The sequence below is a fragment of the Pectobacterium aquaticum genome (assembly GCF_003382565.3).
GTDB lineage: Bacteria > Pseudomonadota > Gammaproteobacteria > Enterobacterales > Enterobacteriaceae > Pectobacterium > Pectobacterium aquaticum.
This window is the reverse complement of the sequence record NZ_CP086253.1, coordinates 2,072,473-2,099,054: the sequence shown is the minus strand read 5'-3', so window position 1 is coordinate 2,099,054 and position 26,582 is coordinate 2,072,473. Positions and strand designations below refer to the sequence as shown.

22 protein-coding genes and 1 tRNA gene are annotated in these 26,582 nt (G+C 51.9%); 9 read left to right on the top strand and 14 right to left on the bottom strand.

Annotated elements, in window-relative coordinates; all coding sequences use genetic code 11:
- Nucleotides 1-237: 237 nt before the first annotated feature.
- Nucleotides 238-831: a GTP cyclohydrolase II gene (gene ribA, locus DMB82_RS09720; RefSeq protein WP_010302319.1), complete on the top strand. Its 594-nt coding sequence runs from the start codon at nt 238-240 to the stop codon at nt 829-831.
- Nucleotides 832-903: 72 nt separating this feature from the next.
- Here ribA and DMB82_RS09715 read toward each other — a convergent pair whose 3' ends face one another.
- The 3 genes from DMB82_RS09715 to DMB82_RS09705 form a co-directional block, all read right to left on the bottom strand.
- Nucleotides 904-2,538, bottom strand: a complete 1,635-nt coding sequence (locus tag DMB82_RS09715; protein ID WP_102116399.1) for an ABC transporter substrate-binding protein — start codon at nt 2,536-2,538, stop codon at nt 904-906.
- 303 nt (nt 2,539-2,841) lie between these two features.
- Nucleotides 2,842-5,514, bottom strand: coding sequence for an aconitate hydratase AcnA (gene acnA, locus DMB82_RS09710; protein ID WP_116163332.1), 2,673 nt, complete (start codon nt 5,512-5,514; stop codon nt 2,842-2,844).
- Nucleotides 5,515-5,791: 277 nt separating this feature from the next.
- Nucleotides 5,792-7,090, bottom strand: a complete 1,299-nt coding sequence (locus DMB82_RS09705) for a dicarboxylate/amino acid:cation symporter (protein ID WP_228400062.1) — start codon at nt 7,088-7,090, stop codon at nt 5,792-5,794.
- Between the two features lie 814 nt (nt 7,091-7,904).
- On the opposite strand from DMB82_RS09705, the gene gstA reads away from it, so the two are divergent.
- The gene (gene gstA, locus DMB82_RS09700; protein ID WP_116163334.1) at nt 7,905-8,513 is read left to right on the top strand and encodes a glutathione transferase GstA; all 609 of its coding nucleotides are present in this window, start codon (nt 7,905-7,907) and stop codon (nt 8,511-8,513) included.
- Nucleotides 8,514-8,551: 38 nt separating this feature from the next.
- On the opposite strand, the gene pdxY is transcribed toward gstA, so the two are convergent.
- The 5 genes from pdxY to anmK all read right to left on the bottom strand — a co-directional run bounded on the left by pdxY (nt 8,552) and on the right by anmK (nt 13,329).
- Nucleotides 8,552-9,412, bottom strand: coding sequence for a pyridoxal kinase PdxY (gene pdxY / locus DMB82_RS09695; RefSeq protein WP_116163336.1), 861 nt, complete (start codon nt 9,410-9,412; stop codon nt 8,552-8,554).
- Between the two features lie 84 nt (nt 9,413-9,496).
- On the bottom strand, nt 9,497-10,774 hold the full coding sequence (gene tyrS / locus DMB82_RS09690; protein WP_102116394.1) for a tyrosine--tRNA ligase: 1,278 nt from the start codon (nt 10,772-10,774) through the stop codon (nt 9,497-9,499).
- Nucleotides 10,775-11,009: 235 nt separating this feature from the next.
- Complete coding sequence (gene pdxH / locus DMB82_RS09685) at nt 11,010-11,693, bottom strand: pyridoxamine 5'-phosphate oxidase (protein ID WP_102116532.1); 684 nt, start codon at nt 11,691-11,693, stop codon at nt 11,010-11,012.
- Nucleotides 11,694-11,800: 107 nt separating this feature from the next.
- Nucleotides 11,801-12,118: an MliC family protein gene (locus DMB82_RS09680; protein ID WP_116163337.1), complete on the bottom strand. Its 318-nt coding sequence runs from the start codon at nt 12,116-12,118 to the stop codon at nt 11,801-11,803.
- Between the two features lie 98 nt (nt 12,119-12,216).
- A complete protein-coding gene (gene anmK, locus DMB82_RS09675; RefSeq protein WP_116163338.1) occupies nt 12,217-13,329 on the bottom strand; it encodes an anhydro-N-acetylmuramic acid kinase in 1,113 nt (370 codons plus the stop codon).
- A 349-nt stretch (nt 13,330-13,678) separates the two neighbouring features.
- Here anmK and DMB82_RS09670 point away from each other — a divergent pair, with 349 nt between their 5' ends.
- Complete coding sequence (locus tag DMB82_RS09670) at nt 13,679-14,146, top strand: outer membrane lipoprotein (protein WP_116163340.1); 468 nt, start codon at nt 13,679-13,681, stop codon at nt 14,144-14,146.
- A 131-nt stretch (nt 14,147-14,277) separates the two neighbouring features.
- Here the strand turns inward: DMB82_RS09670 and slyA are convergent, their stop codons facing one another.
- Nucleotides 14,278-14,715, bottom strand: coding sequence for a transcriptional regulator SlyA (gene slyA, locus DMB82_RS09665; protein ID WP_010276609.1), 438 nt, complete (start codon nt 14,713-14,715; stop codon nt 14,278-14,280).
- Nucleotides 14,716-14,943: 228 nt separating this feature from the next.
- A complete protein-coding gene (locus tag DMB82_RS09660; RefSeq protein WP_102116391.1) occupies nt 14,944-15,183 on the bottom strand; it encodes a DUF1289 domain-containing protein in 240 nt (79 codons plus the stop codon).
- A 288-nt stretch (nt 15,184-15,471) separates the two neighbouring features.
- On the opposite strand from DMB82_RS09660, the gene gloA reads away from it, so the two are divergent.
- Nucleotides 15,472-15,879 (top strand): lactoylglutathione lyase, encoded by a 408-nt coding sequence (gene gloA / locus DMB82_RS09655; RefSeq protein ID WP_010276601.1) that lies wholly within the window; start codon nt 15,472-15,474, stop codon nt 15,877-15,879.
- Between the two features lie 148 nt (nt 15,880-16,027).
- Nucleotides 16,028-16,699, top strand: a complete 672-nt coding sequence (rnt, locus tag DMB82_RS09650) for a ribonuclease T (protein WP_102116390.1) — start codon at nt 16,028-16,030, stop codon at nt 16,697-16,699.
- A gap of 103 nt (nt 16,700-16,802) precedes the next feature.
- Here rnt and DMB82_RS09645 read toward each other — a convergent pair whose 3' ends face one another.
- The gene (locus DMB82_RS09645; RefSeq protein ID WP_102116389.1) at nt 16,803-17,153 is read right to left on the bottom strand and encodes a Grx4 family monothiol glutaredoxin; all 351 of its coding nucleotides are present in this window, start codon (nt 17,151-17,153) and stop codon (nt 16,803-16,805) included.
- 341 nt (nt 17,154-17,494) lie between these two features.
- Between DMB82_RS09645 and DMB82_RS09640 the strand changes: the two genes are divergently transcribed.
- On the top strand, nt 17,495-18,346 hold the full coding sequence (locus DMB82_RS09640; protein ID WP_102116388.1) for a C40 family peptidase: 852 nt from the start codon (nt 17,495-17,497) through the stop codon (nt 18,344-18,346).
- A 217-nt stretch (nt 18,347-18,563) separates the two neighbouring features.
- Here DMB82_RS09640 and cydH read toward each other — a convergent pair whose 3' ends face one another.
- Nucleotides 18,564-18,653 (bottom strand): cytochrome bd-I oxidase subunit CydH, encoded by a 90-nt coding sequence (gene cydH / locus DMB82_RS09635; protein ID WP_102116387.1) that lies wholly within the window; start codon nt 18,651-18,653, stop codon nt 18,564-18,566.
- A gap of 389 nt (nt 18,654-19,042) precedes the next feature.
- On the opposite strand from cydH, the gene purR reads away from it, so the two are divergent.
- Nucleotides 19,043-20,068: an HTH-type transcriptional repressor PurR gene (gene purR / locus DMB82_RS09630; protein WP_039471672.1), complete on the top strand. Its 1,026-nt coding sequence runs from the start codon at nt 19,043-19,045 to the stop codon at nt 20,066-20,068.
- A 117-nt stretch (nt 20,069-20,185) separates the two neighbouring features.
- On the opposite strand, the gene DMB82_RS09625 is transcribed toward purR, so the two are convergent.
- Nucleotides 20,186-20,821 carry a riboflavin synthase gene (locus DMB82_RS09625; RefSeq protein ID WP_039515838.1) on the bottom strand — a complete coding sequence of 212 codons (636 nt, stop codon included), beginning with the start codon at nt 20,819-20,821 and terminating at the stop codon, nt 20,186-20,188.
- A 248-nt stretch (nt 20,822-21,069) separates the two neighbouring features.
- Between DMB82_RS09625 and DMB82_RS09620 the strand changes: the two genes are divergently transcribed.
- Nucleotides 21,070-22,443 (top strand): MATE family efflux transporter, encoded by a 1,374-nt coding sequence (locus DMB82_RS09620; protein WP_116163341.1) that lies wholly within the window; start codon nt 21,070-21,072, stop codon nt 22,441-22,443.
- Between the two features lie 160 nt (nt 22,444-22,603).
- Nucleotides 22,604-22,680: transfer RNA gene (locus DMB82_RS09615), tRNA-Val, on the top strand.
- A 210-nt stretch (nt 22,681-22,890) separates the two neighbouring features.
- Here DMB82_RS09615 and uca read toward each other — a convergent pair.
- Nucleotides 22,891-26,496, bottom strand: coding sequence for an urea carboxylase (gene uca, locus DMB82_RS09610; protein WP_116163343.1), 3,606 nt, complete (start codon nt 26,494-26,496; stop codon nt 22,891-22,893).
- Nucleotides 26,497-26,582 lie beyond the last annotated feature (86 nt).

The following is a 26,582-nucleotide window of genomic DNA, read 5'->3' as shown; positions in this document are numbered from 1 at the left end:
TCAAAAAATCCGACACTGACTGTCAGTATGGCGTAAAATAGCGCTCAGTTCTGTCAACGAACCTGAAACCAGACGGCGGTAAGGCCACGTTGTAATTCAATTTTTGTGATGTTCTTAAGCAGGCTTTTTTGCTGGTCAAGCGCGATAGGCAGCAGTAGGATTCGCCTCAGCACTTTTGTTTTGGGACACAGCGTTTTTGGACACAGCTTTTTGGATAAAGATTTTTTGGAGAAAAGTATGCAGCTAAAACGGGTGGCGGAAGCCAAGTTACCCACCCCGTGGGGCGATTTTCTGATGGTAGGTTTTGAAGAGATCGCCACGGGTCACGATCACCTTGCATTGGTCTATGGTGATATTTCCGGTTCAGTTCCCGTACTTGCTCGCGTGCATTCCGAGTGCCTGACAGGAGATGCCTTGTTTAGCCTGCGCTGTGACTGTGGTTTCCAGCTTGAGGCCGCCTTGGGCCACATCGCCGAAGAAGGTCGCGGCGTGCTGTTATACCATCGTCAGGAAGGCCGTAATATCGGGTTGCTCAATAAAATCCGCGCTTATGCGTTGCAGGACCTGGGTGCCGATACGGTAGAAGCTAACCATCAGCTTGGGTTCGCCGCCGACGAGCGTGATTTCACGCTGTGCGCTGACATGTTCAAGCTGCTGGATGTTGATGAAGTTCGCCTGCTGACCAATAACCCGCAGAAAGTGAAAATACTCAACGAAGCAGGCATTAATATCGTTGAGCGCGTGCCATTAATCGTCGGGCGCAACCCGAAGAATGAGAACTATCTGGCGACCAAAGCCGCCAAAATGGGGCACCTGCTGGATATGAAGTAACGATCCCGTTTCGCGTCAGGATCGTTTCTTTCAATGCTCACAGCCGGTTTTTAACCGGCTGTTTTATTGGGATCAGTGCTTGAGGATGTACATATCTTGCGTGTAATAATCACCACGCACGTTGGGGGAAAAACCACCGATGTAGGTCTTAACCATCTGCGGCTGGACATAGTAGTAGATGGGCAGTAATGGAACATTGCTATCTAAAATATCCGAGGCCTGTTGATAAATCGCCTCTTTCTCCTGCTTATCCTTCACCGTCAGCGCTTTTTTCAACAACGCATCATACTGTGCATTACTGAATTTACCGTTGTTGTTGCTGTCATTCGTTTCCAGCGTATTCAAGAACGTACTGGCTTCATTGTAATCCCCCGTCCAGGACTGTCTGACCACCTCAAAGTTACCGGTACGTACGGTATCCAGCATCGTTTTCCATTCCTGATTTTGCAGCGTCACTTCCAACCCAAGATTCTTTTTCCACATTGAACTGGCGGCAATCGCCACGCGTAAATGCGATTCGGAGGTGTTGTAAAGCAGGTTGAGTTTCAGCGGATGCTTGTCATCAAACCCAGCCTCTTTCAACAGTTTCTTCGCTTCCTCATTACGCTGTTGCTGTGTCCAGTTTGCCCACTCAGGCTCCTTGCGCTGGAAGCCGCTTACATTTTTGGGAATCAAGCTGTAAGCGGGTGTCTGCCCCATACCGAGTACGTTGTTTGCGATGATATTTTTATCCAAACTGAGATCCAGTGCGCGGCGGACACGTGGGTCGTCAAAAGGGGCTTTTTTCATATTGAAGCGATAGAAATAGGTAGCCAGCAGCGGCGAGACTTTCACCTCCTGTGGATACTCTTTTTTCAGCGATGCAAATTGAACTGGCGACAGCAGCCCCGTGATGTCAATCTCGCCGGATTTATAGCGATTCAGCTCCGCCGCCTGCGAGCTGATCGGCAGATACGTCACTTTGTTAATGACGGTATGCGCATTATCCCAATACTGGCTATTGCGCTTGCCGACGATACGTTCGTTAACCACCCATTCGCTGAGCGTATAGGGGCCGCTGCTGACGAAATTTCCGACCTGCGTCCAGTTATCAGGGTGTTTTTCGAGAACCGCTTTCGGCAGCGGGACCAGAATATGGTACGCCGACATTTCCAGGAAATACGACAGCGGGTGTTCCAGCGTGACCTCAACCGTGTGGCTATCCAGCGCTTTCACGCCCAGCGAATCCGGCGCTTTCTTGCCCGCCAGAATATCCGCCGCGTTCTTCACATACATACTGGCGACGTAGGTGCCGTAAGGCGACAGCGTTTTAGGATCGCTAAGACGTCGCCAACTGTAAACCACATCGTCAGCAGTAATCGGTGAACCATCGGACCATTTGGCATCAGACCGTAGGTGGAATGTCCACACCGTATTGTCTTTATTATCCCAGCGTTCGGCCAATCGCGGCTGAATGGTGCCGTCATCGCCCACGCGTACCAAATTATCGAAGAAGTCATTGATAATGTGGCCTTCGACATCGCTTTCCACCTTATGCGGGTCCAACGAGGCAGGTTCTGACCCATTGCCTCGCACCAGCTCTTGCTTTTCCGCCAGCGCCGTCCCAGCAGGGACCTGTGCCGCAAAAGCCGATGTCATCGCCCCTGTTGCACACAGCGAGAGAAACAGCAGCGAATGTTTACAGCGTTTTTTGATCAACTCATTCATATAACCTCCTGTTATATCCCTGTCATCTTTCAAGCTACATTGGCAATAGTGCCTCGCTCGTCTCGTCTGGGGCTGCCCATGGAAAATCCACGCAGCACCGAGTAAAGACGACAGCGTGTTGTCTTGCAACCTGAACGATGAGGACATGGATGGGCAATAATTTTTACTTATTCCCCATGTAGTTAGTATCACTACAACATAACCATAATTCGCCTGAGGATACGAGAGTTTAATGTGGAAAAACGTGCGCTGTTGCGGAGGAAAGCATGCACCAGCGCGGCAGGGCTCAGAGAGAAAGTCGTCCTACAGCATATTGCGGATAACGTAGTGCAGAATGCCATCGTGCTGGTAGTAGGTCAGTTCGTTACGGGTATCGATGCGGCAGCGAGTGCTGATGGTCTGCGTGTTACCGTTGGTATCCGTGATGTTGACCTCAACCGTGGCACTCGGCGTCAGATGATCTAATCCCGTAATCGAAATCTGCTCGTCCCCGGTGAGTTTCAGCGTTTTACGCGTCACACCGTCGGAGAATTCCAGCGGCAGAATCCCCATCCCGATCAGGTTAGAACGGTGAATACGTTCGAACGATTCGGCAATCACGACGCGGACACCCAGTAAGCGCGGGCCTTTCGCTGCCCAGTCCCGGCTGGAACCGGAACCGTACTCTTTCCCTGCGAACAGCGCCAGCGGGACATTGTCGTCCTTGTAGCGTATCGCCGCGTCATAGATTGTCATCTCATTCTGCGACGGGATGTGACGGGTATAGCCGCCCTCTTTACCTGGCACCATCTCATTACGAATACGGATGTTGGCAAACGTCCCGCGCATCATCACTTCGTGGTTACCACGCCGTGAACCGTAAGAGTTGAACTCCGCCGTTTCGACGCCACGCTCCAGCAAATATTTCCCTGCTGGGCTATTGCGCTTGATGTTACCTGCTGGTGAGATATGGTCAGTTGTCACCGAATCGCCTAGCATCGCCAGAATGCGCGCGTTGTGGATATCCTGAACGGGCTCAGGTTCTTTCCCCATATCCAGAAAGAAAGGCGTTTGGCGAATATAGGTCGATTCTTCCGGCCATTGATAGGTAGGATTGTCGTCGACCTCTATATCTTGCCACTCCTGCGTGCCTTCAAACACGGCGGCATACTGTTTGTGGAACATGTCTGCGCTGACGTTCAATACTGCCTCCGCCACCGCTTTGGCCGACGGCCAGATGTCCTTCAGATAGACCGCTTTGCCGTCACGATCTTCCCCCAGCGGTTCTTGCGTCAGATCGACATTCATATTTCCCGCCAGCGCATACGCGACCACCAGCGGCGGTGAGGCCAGCCAGTTTGTCTTCACCAGCGGATGAATTCGGCCTTCAAAGTTGCGGTTGCCTGACAGCACGGCGCCAACCGTCAGATCGCCTGCTTTTATCGCCGCCTCAATTGCATCCGGCAGCGGGCCGGAGTTACCAATACAGGTGGTACAGCCGTAGCCCACCAGATTGAATCCCAGCTCGTCGAGGAACGGCGTCAATCCCGCTTTAGCATAGTAATCCGTTACAACTCGCGAGCCCGGAGCCAGCGAGGTCTTAACCCACGGCTTGGTTTTCAGACCGCGCTCGACGGCATTTTTCGCCAGCAGTCCGGCCGTCATCAGCACGCTCGGGTTAGAGGTATTGGTGCAGGACGTGATCGCGGCGATCACGACGGCCCCCTGCTGTAAACGGTGCGTTTCGCCTTCCAGCGTGAATTCCTCATAGTCAGAACGGTTCTTCACCGTGCTGATTTCCAACTCCCGGCTGGCTTTAAAGGCTTCCGGCACGCCCGCTAAAGGCACACGATCCTGCGGGCGTTTCGGCCCTGCCAGACTGGTTTCCACCGTCGACAAATCCAGCGCAAGTTGGCTGGTGAATACCGGTTCATCACCCGTATTGCGCCACAGCCCCTGCTGCTTACTGTAGGCTTCCACCAGCGCGATCTGTTCTTCCGCACGGTTGGTCAACCGCATGTAGTCCAACGTGATTTGGTCGATGGGGAAGAAGCCACAGGTTGCACCATACTCCGGTGCCATATTGGCGATGGTCGCGCGATCCGCCAATGGCAGCGAATCGAGTCCATCGCCGTAAAATTCCACAAATTTGCCTACCACGCCGTGTTTACGCAACATCTGCGTGACCGTCAGGACCAGATCGGTTGCCGTGATCCCTTCGCGCATCTTGCCGCTTAGCTTGACGCCGACCACGTCAGGGATCAGCATCGAAACAGGCTGCCCCAGCATCGCGGCCTCGGCCTCTATCCCGCCGACGCCCCAGCCGAGCACGCCTAAACCGTTAATCATCGTGGTATGCGAATCGGTTCCCACCAGCGTATCGGGATAAGCAAACTGCTTGTCGCCCTGTGTTTCATACCAGATAGCCTTGGCGAGATACTCCAGATTCACCTGATGGCAAATCCCGGTTCCCGGCGGCACGACGCTGAAGTAGCTAAAGGCATTTTGCCCCCAGCGTAAAAACTCATAGCGCTCACGGTTACGCACCATTTCCAACTGCGTGTTATCCACGAGAGCCTGACGATCGCCGAAGTGGTCAACCGTCACCGAGTGGTCAATCACCAGATCGACCGGCGACAGCGGATTAACCTTATTCACATCGCCGCCCAGTCGTTTCACCGCCGCTCGCATTGCCGCCAGATCGACCACGGCGGGCACGCCGGTAAAGTCCTGCATCAAGACGCGCGCGGGACGATAGGCAACTTCCCAGTCAACGTGACCCGTTTTCAACCAGTCAACGACCGCCTGAAGATCGTCCTGCTCGACCGTGTCGCCGTCCTGATGACGCAACAAATTCTCCAGCAGCACCTTGAGCGATTTCGGTAATTTATCGATGTTCCCAAGTGTTTTCGCCGCCTTCGGCAGGCTGTAGTAATGGTAAATCTGCTTCTGTACCGTCAGTGTGTCCAGACAAGTGTCGCGAAGGTGTGATGACATGCTTCCTCCCAAATTAACTTGCTATTCGTTATCCTGCATCGGGCGATTAATCGATAACCAGCCTGAGCTTGCGGTCTTATTTAAAGATAACACAAACAAAAAATAACGTTTTTGTAACAACACGATATGAACGCAGCGATAGCCGTTAGCTATTGAAAAGAGGAAAATCGGAATAAACGTGAGTGGTATGGAGAACAGTAAGGGCCGCAAGCAGAGGAGAGGGAAGAGAAAAACGGCCCGAAAGCCGTCTGTATCAGTGCATTAAACTGACGTTAATTTAGACATTTTCAGTTACCATCACGGGTGGTTCTTCGTCGGCATGGTCTTGTTCTTCCAGATCATGGTTTCGTTCCAGTTTGGCCACAACCGCGGTCGCCATACCGTTACCAATCACATTAGTCGCCGTGCGGCCCATATCCAGAAACTGATCGATACCAATAATCAGCAAAATGCCCGCTTCGGGTAAGCTGAACATCGGCAAGGTGGCAGCGACCACCACGACCGCGGCACGTGCCACGCCAGCCATACCTTTACTGGTGATCATCAGCGTCAGCAGAATCAGGGTCTGCTGCGTCAGGCTTAGGTGAATATTGTAAGCCTGTGCGATAAACAGAATGGCAAAAGCCTGATAGATCATGGAGCCGACAAGGTTAAAGGAATACCCCAACGGGAGTACAAAGCTGGTGATTTTTTTGGAAACACCGAATTCGCTCAGCGCTTCCATCGTTTTCGGATAGGCCGCTTCGCTGCTCGCGGTGGCAAACGCCAGCATACTGGGTTCACGCAGCAGTTTGATCAGACCCCAGGTTGCTTTCTTGCCGAGGAACAGTGCACCAGCCCCGAACATAAGCCCCCATAGCAGCGCCAGACCAAGGTAGAACTCACCAATCACTTTGCCAAAATCGAGGAGAAGCCCCAGCCCTTCGGTCGTAATAGACGACGCCAGCGAGGAAAATACGGCCAGAGGCGCTAACCGCATGACATAGTCTGTCACTCGGAACATCACTTTCGCCAATTCCTCGATCATCGATTCCATCGTGACAGCATGTTTATGCTGGCCTTTCACAAAAGCCAGCGCGGAACCGAAGAATATGGAGAACACCAGAATCTGCAATATTTCGTTATTCGCCATCGCTTCGACGATGCTACGTGGGAATATATGGGCAATGAAGCTTTTCAGTGTAAAACCGCCGGTACTTACGCCCGTCTCTACCGCTATTGGCGTACTTGGAATAGTGAGGTTCATTCCAACTCCGGGCTCGAAGATGTTTGCTAACATCATGCCAATAAAAAGGGAAACTACGGAAGAACAAATAAACCATAGCATCGCCTTCAGCCCTATTCGGCCGACGGAAGAAGAGTTTCCCATACTAGCAAGACCAGAGACCAATGTGGCGAATACCAATGGCGCAATAATCATTTTTATCAGGCGAAGAAAAACATCGGTCACTAAATTAAAGTAGGATACGACCTCTTTGGCTTCCTGCTCCGTTAATAAAGCATGACAGGCTCCGCCGACAATAATCCCGAGAAGAATAGCCAAGGCTATAAAAAACAATAACCTGTTCTTTTTCATAGTAACCTCATGATAATGAATAAAATCAGACAATACGTATTATTAGCAAACATGATCCGCCTAACGCATAGGCGTAAGTAACCTACGGCTTATTCGATTTTTGTCGGCGTATTCTCTGTGTCTTGATGTGGTGATAATAGTTAATCGGGAAGTCTATTTATTTTTCTATCACTGATAAAAAATATCGACGAGATGTAACGTATAATTGGAAACGTCGCATCCATTGCTATTGCGCACGTTCTACAAAAACCATTGGACATGATTACCCCTCTTTTTATTATATGCGGTAAATAAAGGGGTAGTGTAATCAACTTCACTTTGAAATAGTTCCTCTTCATACCTTTTCCTATTTTTATTTTTAAATATCCATTAGACGTCCACCATGGGAAATAACTTAAATCGACGGTGTCATGAAAAATACGAAACCTGTCACTAATGAAATTTTTCTTATCAAGAGATGTAGTAATGATTAATTAACTACTATAAATCATGCGTCGAAAACAGCTTCCCAGACGTCACCTTCACAATCCGTAATGCTGCTTTTTTTGCTCCAGCCAAAAGCAGCATCAGTCACACGCTATATGGCTTTACCGAATGCCGCCGTTAGAACCCATGAGAACGACCCAGAATAACGTATGAAAGTTTGATTCTGTGCCGCCAAAATCGCTCAGACTTCACGCAAAAAACATACATAAGGCGTATTTTGCAAGAGGCCTCACAGTCTCCCGTTACGTTTTGTTGTAAAAAACGACATGTTGTTGTTCAACAATCATCAGCGCATGTGTTGATGGAAGAAGAATAGGAAGCGTTTTCCATGAAACTGTTTTACAAAGCTGAAAGCAGTTCTCTTTTTACACACATTGTTTTGATCGAATCCAAACTGGAATTCAAGCTGGAGAAGGTCAATCTGCGCACGAAAAAGACAGAGCGTGGAACCGACTATACGTTCATCAACCCGAAAGGGATGGTGCCCGCGTTAGAGTTGGATGATGGGTCTGTCCTGACTGAAGGTGTCGCTATCGCCGTATACATCGCCGATCTGGTTCCGCACTGTAACCTTATCGCGCCTACCGGGGGTATAGCACGCTACCATACGGTTGAATGGCTGAATTATATTTCTGCGGAGCTGCACAAAACGTTTGCACCGATCTTTCGCCCCGGTACGCCGGAAACGTATAAAGAACTGTTAGTTGAATACTTGCAGGTTAAATTACGTTATATCAATATGGTATTGAGTGAACAGAGCTACCTGGTCGCCAACCGCTTCGGTATCGCCGATGCGTATCTGTTTACCGTGATGCGCTGGGCGCAGTCGCTAAAACTGGATATGTTCCGCTACCCTGCACTGGCGGCTTACCTTGACCATATTGCCGAACGCCCTTCCGTCGTTACCGCGCTTAAGGTTGAAAGGTTGAAAGGTTAACATGCAATAACGCCCCGATATTCGGGGCGTTATACGTTTTACGACAGGCGAATCGCCTGGAAGTGATGACGCGGATTGGCAATCCCATCCTGAGCCGCAACCAGCTGTAGCTCATACTCATTCATCTCTTTCGTCACCAGCATGACTTCATAGACCGCCGCCGTCGTGTGCTCCAGCGCTTTATCCAACGCCACGCCCTTCAGCAAATTCACCAGCAGTAATCCACTGGTCAAATCGCCCACGCCGACAGGTTGGCGTTCAAACTCTACCAGCGGGCGGCTGATGTGCCAGGCATCCGTCGGCGTTACCAGCAGCATTTCAAAGCTGTCTTCACGCGTGGCCGCTCGGCTAAGGTGCTTAACCAGAACGATTTTTGGCCCTTTTTCACACAGCGCACGTGCGGTCTCTACGGCTTCCACCACGTTATGCACGGTACGTCCACCCAGTAGCTCCAGTTCAGGCAGATTCGGCGCGATAATGTCAGCCGCGAGCAGCGACTGCTGGCAGTGGAAATCAGACACACCGGGCGCGACGATACAGCCTTTCTCCGGCGTACCCATCACCGGATCGCAGAAGTACAGCGCATCAGGGTTGGCCGCTTTCACCTGACGAACAATACCCAGAATATGTTCCCCTTGCTCGGCGGAGCCGATATAGCCGCTCAACACCGCATTACAGGTCTTCAGTTTGTCGATGTTCGCCATTCCCTGCACCACGTCGGTCAGGTGGCTGGCGGGCATCACACACCCCGTCCAGTGACCATATTGGGTATGGTTCGAGAACTGCACCGTATTCAACGGCCAAACGTTTGCGCCCATCCGACGCATCGGAAACTCTGCCGCACTGTTACCGGCATGACCAAAAACGACATGTGATTGGATGGAAAGTATATTTTTCATTAGCTATGACTCAGATCCTTGCCAGCGCCTGTGCGCCTCAACTTACAAGAAGAAAGGGAGCTAACGCTCCCTTATCGGTAATGCTTATGCTTTCCAGCAGATCAGGCAGTAGTGCTTTTTGCCGCGACGCAGCAAGGTGTAGCGATCAAACAGGCGGTCGGAATCGCTGAAGGTATATTCAGGATCGGCCTGTTTTTCGCCGTTAATGGTTACCGCATTCGAAGCGATCATCGTACGAGCCTGACCGCGTGACGGCACGAGCTCAGCGCTGACCAACGCCTGTTGCAAATCCGCACCGTTTTCCAGTTCGATAATCGGCATACCATCTTGCGCCAACTGCGCAAAGTCGTCCTGCGTCATATGCTGCAATGCGCCAGAGAACAGGCTTTGTGTAATACGACGAGCCGCTTCCAGACCGGCTTCACCGTGAACCATACGGGTCACTTCTTCCGCCAGCACGTACTGCGCGCGTGGAGCCTTGCCGCTGTTTTTGTCTTCTTCTTCCAGCGCATCGATGTCTTCGAGGCTCATGAACGTGAAGAATTTCAGGAAGCGATACACATCAGCATCTGCCGTGTTGATCCAGAATTGGTAGAATTTGTAAGGGCTGGTCTTGCTGGCATCTAACCAGATCGCGCCGCCTTCCGTTTTACCGAATTTCGTCCCATCTGACTTGGTGATCAACGGCACAGTCAAACCGTAAACCTGTTTCTGATTCATGCGGCGCGTCAAGTCGATACCGGATGTGATGTTGCCCCACTGGTCAGAACCACCGATTTGCAGCTCGACATCATGCTGCTTGTTCAGCGAGGCAAAGTCGTATCCCTGCAACAGGTTGTAAGAAAACTCGGTGAACGAAATGCCGACGTCATCACGGTTTAAACGCTGTTTGACGGCTTCTTTGCTAATCATCTGATTAACGGAGAAGTGCTTGCCGATATCACGCAGAAAATCCAGCACGTTCATACTGCCGAACCAATCGTAATTATTAGCCGCAATAGCGCTGTTTTTGCCGCAATCAAAATCCAGGAATGGGGAAACCTGACGACGAATCTTCTCTACCCACTCACCCACGGTTTCAGCCGTGTTTAGCTTACGTTCTGTGGCTTTAAAGCTTGGGTCACCGATCAGCCCCGTGGCACCGCCAACCAGCGCCACCGGCTTGTGGCCGGACAGTTGGAAGCGTTTCAGGCAGAGCAGCGGCACCAGATGCCCCAAATGCAAGCTGTCGGCGGTGGGATCAAAGCCGCAATACAGTGCAATTGGCCCTTGCGCCAGCCGCTCTGCTAACGCTTCCTCATCCGTCACCTGGGCAATCAAGCCCCGCTCTTGCAATTGTTTAATCAGGTTACTACTCGCCATCGATAACTCCATTTTTAGAAAAAACAGGCTGTTACGTTCCCGTTGGGTTTACGCACCACGCCGTGAGAGATGCGCAGCATACCTGCCTGCTGTCGCATGATGATTTCGCTGCTACATAACTTTATGCAACAGGTTATGAACGCCATATCGCCGCGCAATGCCCAGTCAGCGCGAAACTTCATAGGATAAAGTGCTGATGGTAGGAGCGCCAGCGTTTAACACGGATATTTCGCGATTAGGGCGCTAAACGATCGATCTGCCAGCCCTCGTCCTGCCGCTGGTAGAAAAATCGGTCATGCAGACGGTGTTCACCGCCCTGCCAAAACTCGACAGAATCGATAACAACGCGGAAGCCACCCCAGAAGCTCGGCAAAGGCACCTCGCCATTCTGGAATTTTTGCTTCAATTCCAAAAATTTGCTTTCCAGCACGCCACGCGCTGAAATCCGGCTGGATTGCTTGGATACCCACGCGCCAATCTGGCTGTCTTTCGGGCGGCTGTGGAAATATTTCAGCACCTCAAGCGCCGGCAGCTTCTCTACGCGTCCCAGCACCATGACCTGCCGCTCTAGCATATGCCAAGGGAACAGCAGGCTGATACGTGGATTGTTTTCCAGATGATGGGCTTTGCGGCTGCCCATATTGGTATAAAACACCATGCCTTTCTCATCATAGTGTTTCAGCAGAACGATACGCTGGTAAGGCTGCCCGTGCTCATCCACGGTCGCAACGGACATCGCGGTAGGATCGGCCAGTTTTGCGTCGCAGGCCTGCTTTAGCCAGCGTTCAAATAAATCCAGCGGGTTCGCGGGAAGATCGCTACGGCGAAGTCCTCCACGCGTGTATTCACGGCGGATATCAGCAATATCGGCGGGTTGAATAAGAGGCGTACCGTCAGAAGGGGAGCGTTCCTGAGTCATAATATCCTGCTGTCGCAATGTCGGGCCAGAAGCGGGCGAAAATCCCATTCTGCTCCCGTACCCGAAAAATCGCAATCAGCAGCGACACCGCGACCGTGCGGCGTCAGTTACCTCGGTGCCAACACACAGTCGTCTATGATAACCCGTTCACCCCGTTGGATAAATGCACGATCGCCTTTGCTCCAGAAGGTGTAGGTGTCATTGCTGTATCTGACGCCAGACGCGGACACCACTTGAGGTAGCGTGAGACGTTCGCCATCCAGCAAGAAACTCACCTGCGGAGCCGCTTCACCGCCCTGCTGTAACGTCACGGTTAGCGGCATTGTCCCACATTGATAATGCAGCGTTTCCACCGTCTGTTTATGACCAAAATAACTGCATCCACTCAGCAGAATCAGCACTGTCCCTGTCAGCAATCGTTTCATTATTTTTCTCCTGTCATTCTTGTCGATGACGGCAACTGACGCTGCCGCGCATTTAAGTTTAACAAGAGGATAACGATGAACCTCTCGGCAAAATCTGATTAATCCGCATTGACTGGATAAATCGCGCCTAACACCGTTTCCTGACTCGCTCCCGTGACAGACGGCAGATTGCCCGGCAACCCTGATAGCGTGCGGGACGCCAGCCAGGCAAATGCCAGCGCTTCCATATCATCGCCGCTCACGCCACATTCATCCGTCGTGCTGACTTCAATGCCCGGCAGCAGCGCCGAGAGACGCGCCATAATGAGCGGATTACGTGCGCCACCGCCGCAAACCAGTAAGCGTTCACATCCACCGACCAACAGCACCTGTTCAGCGATGCTCATAGCCGTTAACTCAACCAGCGTAGCCTGAACATCCTGCGGCGCTATCGGCGACAGGCCAGCCAGCATTCTTTCCAGCCAGCCCAGATTGAAATACTCACGGCCAGTGCTTTTAGGCGCTCGCAACGCAAAATAAGGGTCGGTCAACATGCGGCGTAGCAATAGCGGATTTACCTGACCGCTCATCGCCCACACGGCGTCTTTATCATACGGCTGCGCGCAGTGCCGCCAGATCCAGGCATCCAACAGCATATTCCCGGGACCGGTGTCGTAGCCACGCACGGGCGCCCCCGGCACCAACAGCGACAGATTGGCGATGCCACCAATGTTGAGTACGATACGTCGTTCGACAGGATGCAACAGCAACGCATGGTGGAACGATGGCACCAGCGGAGCGCCCTGCCCGCCATAAGCCAAATCGCGGCGGCGAAAATCCCCCACGGTCGTGATGCCAGTCAAGGCGGCAACACGATTATTATCGCCGATCTGCAACGTGCAAGGCGCATCGCCCGTGGGTTCATGCCAGACCGTCTGCCCGTGGCAGCCAATCGCGGTGATGTCCTCCGCACTCAGTTCCGTCTCTTTAAGCAGCGTCAGCACGGCTTCGGCAAACAAGATGCCCAGACGCGTATCCAACTGCCCCAGCGCCGACAGCGTTATCGCCTGCCCCTGACACATCCCCAGAATGGCCATTTTGATGTCCTGCGGTATCGGGTGACAGTAGCTGGCCTGCTGAGCAACCGTATGTTCATCAATCGCGGCTAGCACAACATCCACACCATCAAGGCTGGTGCCGGACATTACGCCAATATATCTGCCTGATCTCATTGTATAGCCTTTGCCCCTGTGGGATAAAAAGAGAACACCGATAAGAACCGTTACGTTGAGAATAAAAGTAGCACGTTAACACGCTGAATTATTAAAATTTTTACGTTTTTTCCACACGGGTTAGGTTTTAACCAAAAGTGGAATGTTGATAATATTTGCTACAAAAAAAACCATTTTTCATGCGATTTATCCTTCTGTTTATATGCAATTTATGCGCACTATTATATTCTGAAAAAAAGAGTAAAAAGAGTGGCATGCTACACTGAGCCAGACCATAATTTATTGGTATAACACTGCGTCGGCCGCGGCTGAGCCAGCCCGACATATTCGCGATTAAGGAGTTCGTATTATGATGAAGCGTTTACTTGTGGTTACCCTTGCTGGTATCACGCTGGCTGGTTGTGCTAATACCAGTACGCTTTCAGGTGATGTTTACAGCGCATCCGAAGCTAAACAAGTGCAGACCGTGACCTACGGTACGATTGTTTCTATGCGTCCGGTTCAAATTCAGGCGGGAGAAGATTCTAACGTGATCGGCGCACTGGGCGGTGCGGTGCTGGGTGGTTTCTTGGGCAACACTATCGGCGGTGGTTCTGGTCGTAGCCTGGCGACGGCGGCAGGGGCAGTAGCCGGTGGTGTAGCGGGTCAAAGCGCTACGAGTGCGCTGAACCGCACACAGGGTGTAGAATTGGAAATTCGTCGTGATGACGGCAGTACCATTATGGTGGTACAGAAGCAAGGTGATACGAAATTCAGCGCGGGCCAACGCGTTGCCATGGCCAGCAATGGCCGCAGTATTACCGTCTCCCCACGCTAATGCTGTGTGACGATCGCCGCAGAGTGTGGCGATCGTCACAACGAATAATCAACTCCCGGAATAAATAACCAATAATCGATACTGGTGATATTGCCGGGATTTAATTCTCCCTCTGCGTAACCTAAATTTAGCTACGCTTGATTTTCATGTAATGCCAATATATTTTTCTCAAGACGCGAAACCAGTAGCGCTAATTCATCCACCTGCTCCGGCGTAATTCCAAATAAGACTTCACTACGTGTATGGCTAATTACACCATTGACTGCCTGTATGATTGGCTCTGCTGATTCGGTCAGCATAATACGTTTTGCCCGACGATCGTGTGCACAAACGTGGCGAGTGATTAACCCTTTTTCCTCAAGCTGATCCAGTGTTCGGACTAATGAGGGTTGCTCAATACCTATCGCTTTGGCGAGTTGAATCTGCGACTGCCCAGGGGGTAGATGGTATATGTTATGCAACGTGACCCAATGCGTTTGAGTCAGTTCAAGTGGTTTTAATCGATGATCGACCAGTGCACGCCATACGCGCACCAGACGGGCTAAATCAGATCCTAATGGCAATTCCATCACCTCTCCTTATTGTTAGCACGCTAAGTTATATCCCTGGATTGCAATCAACTCTGATTTATAAAAATAAAAAATGACTTTATTGTTGTAAAAATAGCTCCATATGAAATGGATTCTATCAAATAAACGTCTTTTAAAAATGATCTCAGGCTTATTTTATTCAATCCGAACGCGCCTGCGTTGCTTAAACAAAATTTCACGTAAATAGATCATCTAAGACAAGATAACTTAGAACAACGATGGCTGACGGGACTCTGCTGGTGTATCGGGTTTCTCTGAACGCTGTGACCGTTTCATTCTCTGCCGACACAAACGCAGCACATCCTGTTTCTGCGCATCACTCATTTGGCCCCAACTAAAGCGCTCATTACGACTGCGAAAGCAACCGCGACAATATCCGCCTTCATCCGTCTGACAAATGCCACGGCATGGATTAGGGACAACAAAGAGTTCAAGTTGCTCTGGCACAACACCTCCTGCGACAACTCTATTTATTGAAGCCCTGTTCTTTACCGCTGGCAAGCCCAAACGGACAGTCACAATGAAAATAATTAGGTAACCATTGTAATAACTGACGATTTTTTTACACGTCAGGCAGCCTAAAATTGACCCAACGCGCTATTTACCCCTCCTGAGAGTACGTTTTAACACAAACCTTACCGAAGTGTCGCATTTTTAGCATCATCCCAACAGCTTGGACTCGGTAGAGTCACAACGCTATACTTCCCTCTTTGTTGCACTTTTAACGAGGACACTATGCGCTTACTTCACACCATGCTGCGTGTTGGCGATTTACAACGTTCTATCGATTTCTATACCCAAATCCTGGGCATGCGCGTGCTGCGCACCAGCGAGAATACCGAATACAAATATACGTTGGCTTTCGTCGGTTATACCGAAGAGAGCGAAGGTGCGGTTATCGAATTGACCTACAACTGGGGCGTCGACAGCTATGATTTGGGCAACGCCTATGGTCATATCGCGCTGGGCGTTGACGATGTTGCCGCAACCTGTGAGCGTATCCGCAAAGCAGGTGGCAATGTCACGCGCGAAGCGGGCCCGGTCAAAGGCGGTACGACCGTGATCGCGTTCATCGAAGATCCAGACGGTTATAAAATCGAATTGATCGAGAACGCACACGCCGGTAACGGCATCGGTCACTAATTCCCTCGCATTCTACAGGTGCTGCATCGGCACCTGTTCTCCCTCTTCTTCTGCTATCTCCACCCTTTGAAACCGCAACGGGCATGCTGCATCTCCGGCCAAAATTTGCAATAATGCGCGCTGCGTTTTGCTAACAATTAAGAGAAAAATGGCTGATAAAAGTGATCTGAACGCCCTGAGCGGCCGTTTTCGTGGATTTTACCCGGTAGTGATTGATGTTGAAACCGCCGGATTTAATGCGAAAACCGATGCCTTGCTGGAAGTTGCGGCGGTAACCTTAAAAATGGATCAAGACGGTTGGTTACAGCCAGATGAAACGCTACATTTTCATGTCGAGCCATTTGAGGGTGCGATTCTGGAACCCGCCGCACTGGCGTTTAACGGTATTGACCCTACCAATCCGCTACGTGGCGCAGTAAGCGAATATGACGCGCTGCATGAAATTTTCAAAGTCGTGCGTAAAGGGATCAAAGATCAAGGCTGCAACCGCGCGATTATCGTGGCGCATAATGCCACGTTCGATCATAGCTTTATGGCTGCAGCAGCCGAGCGCTGTAGCCTGAAACGTAATCCATTCCATCCTTTCGCCACTTTTGATACCGCGGCTCTCAGCGGACTGGTGTTAGGCCAAACGGTTCTTGCTAAAGCTTGTATTACCGCAGGAATAGCGTTTGACTCCAGCCAGGCCCACTCCGCGCTGTATGACACCAACCAGACGGCATTGCTGTTCTGTGAGTTGGTGAACCGCTGGAAACGTCTGGGCGGATGGCCGATCGCACTGGAAGAAAATTCGCGGGAAGACGCATCAGGCGAAGACTGAAAAGATTGAGATCAAAAAACGGGTGCCATAAAAGCACCCGTTGGAAGGATTCACGCACGCATCGTAATAACATTTGACATCGTCATTACGCAGGACGAAAGCATTACTCTTGCTCGGCCTGCTGCGCTTTATATTTGTCTGCCGTTTCTTTGATCAGCGGTTGCAGTTCACCACGCTGAAACATTTCTACCACGATATCACAACCGCCAACCAGCTCACCATCAACCCACAGCTGCGGGAATGTCGGCCAGTTCGCGTATTTCGGCAGTTCAGCACGAATGTCTGGATTCTGCAAAATATCAACATACGCAAAACGTTCGCCACAGGCAGATAACGCCTGAACCGTCTGCGCGGAAAAGCCGCAGCTTGGCAATTTCGGGGAGCCTTTCATGTACAGCAGAATCGGGTTTTCAGCAATTTGGCGCTGAATTTTTTCAATTGTCGGTGTCGTCATCTTCTTGCTTCCTTAATTCTATAGGATGGCTAACGTCCAAAACGCTAGCCATGAGCCGCCGTCAGAAGTGCTACGACAGCGACATTGACTCAGTGATATTGTACCGATGCCACTGCCCACAAAAAAACGACATTTTTTGTGGGGTTATTTTCTCTTGGAGGAATTTGTCATTGATGAAATCAACGCCAGAAAACGCTGATAAATCAATCGAAAAAATAACTATTAACGTTTTTTCACTATTCTGTATGAATAAAGCGACTGTGCCCACTTTTTTATGGCGCCGTTTTCAGGAATACTGTGAGGATTGAGCGAGTTAAGGATTATGTTCGGTCACTGTTATTATGCGCTTATTTATTACTCTTTTTATATTATTTTTCAGTAACCTATCCCTGAACGTGGTTCAGGCTGCGCCGCCTACCCCGCATTCTGCGCCGAAGAAAAACGCCGTGGCAGAAACGAATAAGAAAAATCGCCAAACCAAGGGTAATGCTAAATCACCGACGCCGATCAAAAGCAAAAAACCAGAACCTACTACAGTCAGCAATAAAACCAAATCCCGCACCGCGAGCAAAATGACAGAAAAAAAACCGTCAAGAACGCAAAGTAGCACGCCCGCGCTAGTGAAAAAAAATCTTAAAAAGCTGAAGTCTGAAGAAGAGGAACAAACAACCGCCCAAGCCAGAGTCAAAACCGGACTGAAGAAGACCGCACTCAAGGGGAAAGCGGATAAAAATCCAGCGCCAACAGAAAAAGGTATGGCGCTAAGCGCCGCACATAAAAAACGCTATCAGCATGCCAAAACGACCGCAATGAATAAATTGATGAGTCAGATAGGTAAGCCTTACCACTGGGGCGGTTCCTCTCCTTTTACCGGATTCGACTGTAGCGGACTGGTTTATTACGCCTACAAAGATGTCGTTAAGATCCAAATTCCACGCACCGCAAACGAAATGTATCACCTGCGTGATGCTGCTCCGATTAAAAAGAGTGAGCTGGAAAGTGGCGATCTGGTCTTCTTCCGCATCAATAATCGTGGGGCAGCCGATCACGTCGGGGTTTATCTGGGTGAAGGAAAATTTATTCAGTCGCCACGGACAGGCTCAGATATTCGTATCAGCAAGCTGAGTGAAGATTATTGGCAGGAGCACTACGTTGGCGCGCGTCGTGTAGTGACGCCGCAGACGATTCGTTAAGAGCAGATTATACCATCTGGTATACCCTAAATAATTCGAGTTGTAGGAAGGCGGCAAGAGAGGGAATCCCGATGAGCTTACTCAGGTAAGTGATTCGGGTGAGTGAACGAAGCCAACGCACATACAACTTGAAGTATGACGGGTATAAAACGATTCAGACACGTTTATGTAACATCAACGTGTCTGAATGCCTAACCCGCCCAGAGGCACCGTTCGGTTAGTTCAGCACCGCAGTAAAACTAAACACGATGATCACAGCCAGCGAACCAATGGTTGTCAGCAAAGACATCTTCAGATCTGTATCCATAAATTACTCCTTATTAACGAACGAATTTTATCTGAAAGCTTCATATGAAAAGACACCACCGTTCACAGCCAAACCCGTTTAGGTAGTAAAAGCCACAAATAATAGGGTTATTACGATTCTTTCATAATTGTAGCGAAAAATCTCGGACGAATGCATCACTAATAATATAAATTAGCCCTTTCACTTTCATGATAAATCGGACACAATCCGCTGTTTATGAAAGCGCTACGTATCAGTCGAAAAACGTCAACCCAGATCCCTTCGGTATAACATTCGGCATTCTCCTTCTGAAATCCTGTTTTTTAGCTTAGAAGAAGAACATTAAACGTAGGCAAACGATTAACAATATACTTACGTCTATAACAGGTAAGTTCAGGAGTCATTTTTAGATGGCAACGATTAAAGATGTGGCAAAACGTGCTGGCGTTTCCACCACAACCGTATCGCACGTGATCAATAAAACACGTTTCGTCGCCGAAGAGACTAAGGCAGCCGTCAGGGCAGCAATCAAAGAATTGCACTATTCACCCAGCGCCGTCGCCCGCAGCCTCAAAGTTAATCACACTAAATCTATCGGCTTGCTGGCCACTTCCAGTGAAGCACCCTATTTCGCCGAGATCATTGAAGCCGTTGAAAATAGCTGCTACGCCAAAGGCTACACGCTGGTGCTGTGTAATTCGCATAACGACATCGGCAAGCAGCGCGCTTATCTTTCCATGCTGGCGCAAAAACGCGTCGACGGCCTGCTGGTAATGTGCGCCGAATATCCACCAGAGCTGTTGTCGATGTTGGAAGATTATCGCAGCATTCCGATGGTCGTGATGGACTGGGGACAGATGCACAGCGATTTTACCGATACGATTATCGATAACGCCTTTGAAGGCGGTTATATGGCAGGTCGCTACCTGATTGAACGCGGCCATCGCGATATCGGCGCCATCCCCGGCACTCAAGAACGCAACACCGGCAGTGGACGCTACCTCGGTTTTTTAAAAGCACTGAAGGAAGCCGACATCACCGTACGCGACGAATGGGTGGTTCGGGGCGATTTTGAACCGGAATCCGGCTATAAAGCCATGCACCAGATCCTCGCACAGAAACAGCGTCCAACGGCCGTATTCTGCGGCGGCGATATTATGGCGATGGGGGCCATCTGTGCGGCTGACGAGCTGGGTCTGCGCGTACCGCAGGACATTTCGGTGATCGGTTATGACAACGTGCGCCACGCACGCTTCTTTACGCCTGCGCTGACCACCATCCACCAGCCAAAGGAGCGTCTGGGTCAATCCGCGTTCTCTATGCTACTGGATCGAATCACTAGTAAACGGGAAGATGCGCACGTCATTGAAGTGCACCCGACGTTGATTGAGCGCCGCTCGGTGGCAGACGGCCCCTACCTCGACTATCGCCGCTAACTGTGGCAAGTCTGAGCACAAATAAAATTGAAGTGGATGGTGCGTTTCGCGCGGAAAGGAAAGGGAAACCGGACGGTAGCAACGCCGTCCGGTTTCCCAGAATGTGCAACGTAGGAATTACTCTTCCTTGCCCAATTCGCTCGCCTGCTTGCTAGCCAACACGCGCTCAACCGTATCGACCACGGCCTGTGTCTGCGGGTCGATTTCGATATTAATGCGATTTCCCAGACGCTTCTGCCCCAGCGTGGTGCGATTCAGCGTTTCTGGAATTAAATGCACGCAGAAACGTCCACGGGTCACTTCTCCTACCGTCAGGCTGATGCCATCAATCCCAACGAAGCCTTTATGCAGCACGTATTTCATCAGTGCTTCATCTGCCAGACGGAACCAAATCTGATGGTTATTCTCTGACACCTGAATCTTCACCACTTCCGCCGTACACATGATGTGGCCTGACATGACGTGCCCACCAATCTCGTCACCGAATTTCGCGGCTCGCTCAATATTGACGACATCGCCTTCATGAATATCGCCCAGATTCGTTAACCGCAGCGTCTCCTTCATGAGATCAAAACTGACACGATCGCCGTCAATGGCGGTTACCGTCAGGCAGCAGCCATTGTGCGCCACCGATGCACCGGGCACGAGCCCTGGCAGCAACTCGGGCGGGAGCTGGACAACGTGCGTGCGAAAGTTGGATTTTTCTTCAATCGACACCACCGGCGCGGTGCCCTGAACAATACCGGTAAACATGCGGTTTGCCTCTTAAAAACAAAGAAATGACGTTGTGCAGTGTGCCCGATATTCCGCGGAAAACCAAACCGGAATATGGTACGTCAGACGTTATCGAAACCGCAGCGTAACAAAAAGAATATATTCTCTTGCAAGCTGGTTTACTTTTATTAAGTCGTTACAATAACGTTCTCGTTTTATTCTTGACGTTTTTCATATCCAGATTATTCATCCCGCTAGCAAAATTAAGTCATTCAAGGAAGGTATCCGTGCAACAGTATCTGACAGAAGCGCGTAAATTATCGGCGCTTGCTGTTCCTGTCATTATTGCGCAAGTGTCCCAAACGTCGATGGGTGTGGTTGACACCGTCATGGCCGGTGCTTATAGCGCCACCGATATGGCCGCCGTCGCCGTGGGAACCTCTATCTGGCTACCCGCCATTCTTTTTGGCCATGGTCTGCTGTTGGCGCTGACGCCCATTGTCGCACAGCTCAACGGTTCCGGCCGACGCGATCGCATATCTTATCAGGTGCGACAGTCCTTCTTCCTCGCCGCCATCATTTCTGTGCTGACGATGCTGGTACTGTATCAGGGGGAATACGCCATTAACCTGATGAGCGACAATTCGCCTGAGCTGGCGGCGAAAGCCATCGACTATCTGCATGCGCTGCTGTGGGGCGTTCCCGGCTATCTGTTCTATCAGGTTTTGCGCTGCCAGTGTGAAGGGCTGTCCAAAACCTACCCCGGCATGATGATTGGATTCATCGGGCTGTTAATCAACATCCCGATCAACGACATCTTTATCCACGGTAAATTTGGCATGCCCGAACTGGGCGGCGTTGGCTGCGGCGTGGCTACCGCCTCGGTTTACTGGATTATGATGCTATTGATGATGCTCTATACCCGACGCGCTTCCTGGCTACACGATATCCGTCTTCATCGCCCAGCATTCCGGCCAGATTTTACCGTGCTGAAGCGCCTGTTTGGCCTCGGTTTACCCATCGCGCTAGCGCTGCTTTTTGAAGTGACACTCTTTGCCGTGGTGGCGCTGTTGGTGTTGCCGCTGGGCGTCGTCGATGTGGCAGGTCACCAGATTGCCCTGAACTTCAGCTCGCTGATGTTCGTTCTTCCGCTCTCGGTTGGCGTTGCGACCACCATTCGCGTCGGGCATCGCTTAGGGGAAGGTTCGGTTGAAAACGCCCGTATCGCCGCACACACCGGTATCATGGCCGGCGTGGCGTTAGCCAGCTGTACGGCTATTTTCACCACACTGCTGCGTGAGCCTATCGCTCTGCTCTACAATCAGGATCCGCTGGTTGTAGCGATGGCCTCTCAGCTCATGCTGCTGGCAGCAGTTTATCAAATTTCCGATGCCGTTCAGGTGATAGGCAGTGGTGTTCTGCGCGGTTATAAAGATACTCGGTCAATTTTCTATATTACGTTCACGGCGTACTGGGTCTTGGGTCTACCGAGCGGCTATCTGCTGGCGTTGACGAATATTATCGTGCCGCGCATGGGGCCTGCGGGTTTCTGGTGTGGTTTTATCATTGGTCTGACGGCAGCGGCAGTGATGATGGTCACGCGAATTCGTTTTCTCCAGCGCCAACCCGCCGCACGGATTTTAGCGCGCGCCGCCCGCTAGATAACGTTTCATCCTGTTTACGTCGAAAAAAACGACGGAATGGATATAAGCCCAGCAATCGCACTGGCAAGAGCACAAAATTGCATTTTTCCTCTTGCCAGTTTTCCCCTTGCTCGCTACTATTCGCCTCGCTGTCAGACAGGCAGCACGGTATCTCAATGCGTTCATAGCTCAGTTGGTTAGAGCACCACCTTGACATGGTGGGGGTCGTTGGTTCGAGTCCAATTGAACGCACCATTCCTTGTTTTACCCTTCTAATTCATTCTTCCTTGTTGTCCTTTATACCCGATAAGTACTGCCATTATCAGGGTAGCTAGCATCCTATATCAGCCAATTAGCGCCGCGTCTGTATTAACAGGCCAGAGGCTATTTATTCCTCCAGCCTGCATTTTCAGAATCGTTGATTCGCCAATCACCTCATTGTTGAATCTATACAACAAGGCACTGTTATTCCGTCTGCGATTCGATCACCACCACGCACTGCCCTGCACGCACAGATGCGCCGGGCTGGCAGCGAATCTCCCGCACCGTGCCGCGCTGCGGCGACACAATCGGGATTTCCATTTTCATCGATTCGAGAATCATCAGCGTTTCTCCCTCGGCCACCGTTTTGCCGACTTCCGTCGTCACCTGCCAGAGATTGCCGGAAATCGGGCTTTCAACGCCGACCTGTCCCGGCAGGATCGGTGCTTCACTCGCCTCTTCAATCACCACGTCCACGCTATCCGTCACCGATTGACCGGCAATGCGCCAGCGCTCGCGCTCTGCCTCAAACGCAGCCCGCTGACGCACGCGGAATGCCTCGATCGCTTCCGCTTCCCGCGACAGGAAATCCTGATAGGCGTTTAGCGCCAGTTCGCTTTGCTCGATCCGTAACGGGTAGCGCCCTAGCGGGAAATCCCGTCGGATCGATAACAACTCGTCGGCCGACACCGGATAAAAGCGAATTTGGTCAAAGAAGCGCAGCAGCCACGGCTTACCGTCAAATGCGCCAACGCCGCGATAGCGATCCCACATTTGCAACGTGCGTCCAACAAACTGGTAGCCGCCCGGCCCTTCCATGCCGTAAACGCACAGGTAAGCGCCGCCGATGCCCACTGAGTTTTCCGCCGTCCAGGTACGAGCAGGATTATATTTGGTGGTGACTAAACGGTGGCGTGGATCCAGCGGCGTTGCCACCGGTGCGCCGAGGTAAACGTCGCCCAATCCCATCACCAGATAGCTGGCGTCAAAGACGGTACGGTAAACTTCATCGAGATTATCCAATTCGTTAATACGGCGGATAAACTCAAGGTTGCTCGGGCACCAGGGCGCATCGCTGCGTACCGTGGTCATGTATTTTTGAATCGCCAACTGGCAGGCGGGATCGTCCCAGGACAGCGGCAGATAAACCACCCGTGATGGCACTGTCAGATTCTGCTGGGTGCAAACGTCCTGCCATAGCGTGGAAAGTACATCCAACAAATGCTGTAACGAAAGCACTTCAGGGCGATAGTGCACCTGCAACGAACGAATGCCCGGCGTCACATCAATAATGCCATCGAGCGTCTGTTTCTCCAGCGCCAGCATCAGCGCATGGACGCGGAAACGTAGCGCGACATCCAGCTCCGCCGCGCCTACTTCCAGCAGCAAATGGGTATCACCGGACAGCCGCGCAACCAGCCTTTTATCCGCCTCACCGCTATCCAACACCACCGGAGAAATCAGCGCGGCAGGCGACCAGTCGACAGCGATCGGGGCAAGTTGTTCCACCTCAGTATGACGTGCCTGCGCCAGTGCGCGTGCCGTCGGGTGATCGACAGGAATAAAGCGCACGCGGTCGCCTGCAGTAAGTTGCCCCAGCGCCCACAGGTCGGCTTCGATTATCGTCACCGGACAGACGAATCCACCGAGACTCGGGCCATCTGGCCCCAGAATAACTGGCATATCACCGGTGAAATCCACCGCACCGATGGCATACGGGTTGTCGTGAATATTCGAAGGGTGCAGTCCAGCTTCTCCACCGCTATCACGAACCCACTCTGGTTTCGGCCCAATCAGGCGCACACCCGTGCGGCTGGAGTTAAAATGGACTTCCCACTCGGTGGTGAGGAACGTTTCCATATAGGCAGGCGTAAAATAGTCCGGTGCCGCATGCGGGCCGTAAATCACACGTAGTTCACGCACCGTAGACAATGTGGTGCGCAAGGCGTCCGGCAGGCTGTCTCCAATACGTCGGTCAGATAGCGGCGCAAGGTGCAAGACGTCCCCCGCCCGCAGCGCCCTGCCCGCGTGGCCGCCAAACTGCCCCAGCGTGAAGGTGCTTTTACTGCCGAGATAATCCGGCACATCGAACCCGCCACGCAGGCAAAGATAGCTGCGTACTCCCTGCGCATTCGCCGCACCTAACCGCAGCGTAGCACCCGCCGGTATCGCAAATACGCTATCCATCAGCACAGGTTGACCGTCCAGTTCGATAGCCATAGCCGCACCGGTGACTGCCGCCACGGCGTCCGTATTAAAACGCAGTGTCGGCCCGTTCATCGTGATCTCCAGCGCGGCCATTCCTGCTGGATTCCCCACCAGACGGTTGCCTAAACGCAGCGCGCGATCGTCCATCGGCCCCGACGGCGGCACACCGACCGCCCAGTAGCCGAGACGGCCGGGATAATCCTGTACGGTGGTCTGCGTGCCAGCACTCACCACTTCGCAGGTTGTCGCATTGTAGACCAACGTATCCAGACAGCGTGTCCACGGCTGACCGCTGGCAAACGGCTCTGCCGCCAAAATCTGACGCAAATAGTCACGGTTGTGTTCAACGCCATAGAGTCGCGTGTCCGCCAGCGCTCGATCCAATCCGACTATCGCCTGCTCACGGGTTGGCGCGCAGGCGATGATCTTAGCCAGCATCGGGTCGAAAAACGGGGGAATCTCGCACCCGGCCGTCACCCACGTATCGATGCGCAGGCTCTGTCCCTCTGACATGGGAAACGCAACTTCCGTCAATAATCCCGGTGACGGCTGGAACTGCTTGCCCGGATCTTCCGCGTACAGGCGCGCCTGAATCGCATGACCCTGAGGGTTCAGTCCGGCTGCCAACTCGTGCAGCGGCGGCAGATCGCCTGCCGCCAGTTCGATCATCCAGCGCACCAGATCCACACCCCAGACCTGTTCCGTTACGCCGTGCTCAACCTGTAGGCGCGTATTGACTTCAAGAAAGTAAAAACGGTCCGTCGCGCTGTCATACACGAATTCCACCGTTCCGGCACTGCGGTAATTCACCGCCTGTGCCAGACTGACTGCCGCCGCACACAGCGCATCGGCAACGCCATCTGGCAGATTGGGCGCGGGCGTTTCTTCAATCACTTTCTGGTTACGGCGCTGTACCGAACAGTCCCGAACCCCCAGCGCCAACACGTCGCCCTGCCCGTCACCAAAAATCTGTACCTCCAGATGCCGGGCGCGTTCGATATACTTTTCGATGAAAACGCCTGCGTCGCTGAAGTTGTTCTGCCCCAGACGCTTTACCGTTTCAAACGCGTCGGACAGTTCCATGGCGCTATAGCAGACACGCATCCCGATTCCACCGCCACCCGCCGTGCTTTTAAGCATGACAGGATAGCCGATCGCTTCCGCCGCCCGAAGGGCTGCATCACTATTTTCCAGCAGCTCGGTGCCTTCCAGCAGCGGCACGTTGTGCTGCTTCGCCAACGCGCGCGCCGTATGTTTTAAGCCGAATACCCGTAGCTGCTGCGGCGTCGGCCCAACAAAGGCAATCTGTGCCGCTTCGCAGGCTTCGGCAAACGCCGCATTCTCGGACAGAAAACCATAGCCGGGATGAATCGCTTGTGCGCCGCTGCGCTGCGCCGCAGAGAGAATTTTTTCTACATCCAGATAGGTATGAGCCGCCGCGCCCTCTCCCAGACTAAGGGCTTCATCGGCGTCCTGAATATGCAGGCTACTGATATCGGCATCAGAATAAACCGCGACGCCACGGACGTTCATCTCTCGCAACGAACGTAGAATACGGCACGCAATCGCGCCACGGTTGGCAATCAGAAGTTTGTCGAACATACGCTAGACTCATGCAAGGGCGGGTCGTCCCGCCAAAATGCGATCCGCATGATGGTCGTCCATCGCGGTAAATGTCATAGGGTGCA

Coding starts and splice junctions, on each gene's coding strand:
- DMB82_RS09645 (WP_102116389.1), bottom strand. CDS start 17,153: ATGACGACACCGACAATTGAAAAAATTCAGCGCCAAATTGCTGAAAAC.
- DMB82_RS09705 (WP_228400062.1), bottom strand. CDS start 7,090: ATGAAAAAGAACAGGTTATTGTTTTTTATAGCCTTGGCTATTCTTCTC.
- cydH (WP_102116387.1), bottom strand. CDS start 18,653: ATGGATACAGATCTGAAGATGTCTTTGCTGACAACCATTGGTTCGCTG.
- pdxH (WP_102116532.1), bottom strand. CDS start 11,693: ATGACTCAGGAACGCTCCCCTTCTGACGGTACGCCTCTTATTCAACCC.
- anmK (WP_116163338.1), bottom strand. CDS start 13,329: ATGAGATCAGGCAGATATATTGGCGTAATGTCCGGCACCAGCCTTGAT.
- slyA (WP_010276609.1), bottom strand. CDS start 14,715: ATGGAATTGCCATTAGGATCTGATTTAGCCCGTCTGGTGCGCGTATGG.
- acnA (WP_116163332.1), bottom strand. CDS start 5,514: ATGTCATCACACCTTCGCGACACTTGTCTGGACACACTGACGGTACAG.
- purR (WP_039471672.1), top strand. CDS start 19,043: ATGGCAACGATTAAAGATGTGGCAAAACGTGCTGGCGTTTCCACCACA.
- DMB82_RS09715 (WP_102116399.1), bottom strand. CDS start 2,538: ATGAATGAGTTGATCAAAAAACGCTGTAAACATTCGCTGCTGTTTCTC.
- DMB82_RS09670 (WP_116163340.1), top strand. CDS start 13,679: ATGATGAAGCGTTTACTTGTGGTTACCCTTGCTGGTATCACGCTGGCT.
- pdxY (WP_116163336.1), bottom strand. CDS start 9,412: ATGAAAAATATACTTTCCATCCAATCACATGTCGTTTTTGGTCATGCC.
- rnt (WP_102116390.1), top strand. CDS start 16,028: ATGGCTGATAAAAGTGATCTGAACGCCCTGAGCGGCCGTTTTCGTGGA.
- DMB82_RS09625 (WP_039515838.1), bottom strand. CDS start 20,821: ATGTTTACCGGTATTGTTCAGGGCACCGCGCCGGTGGTGTCGATTGAA.
- DMB82_RS09680 (WP_116163337.1), bottom strand. CDS start 12,118: ATGAAACGATTGCTGACAGGGACAGTGCTGATTCTGCTGAGTGGATGC.
- gstA (WP_116163334.1), top strand. CDS start 7,905: ATGAAACTGTTTTACAAAGCTGAAAGCAGTTCTCTTTTTACACACATT.
- DMB82_RS09640 (WP_102116388.1), top strand. CDS start 17,495: ATGCGCTTATTTATTACTCTTTTTATATTATTTTTCAGTAACCTATCC.
- ribA (WP_010302319.1), top strand. CDS start 238: ATGCAGCTAAAACGGGTGGCGGAAGCCAAGTTACCCACCCCGTGGGGC.
- uca (WP_116163343.1), bottom strand. CDS start 26,496: ATGTTCGACAAACTTCTGATTGCCAACCGTGGCGCGATTGCGTGCCGT.
- tyrS (WP_102116394.1), bottom strand. CDS start 10,774: ATGGCGAGTAGTAACCTGATTAAACAATTGCAAGAGCGGGGCTTGATT.
- gloA (WP_010276601.1), top strand. CDS start 15,472: ATGCGCTTACTTCACACCATGCTGCGTGTTGGCGATTTACAACGTTCT.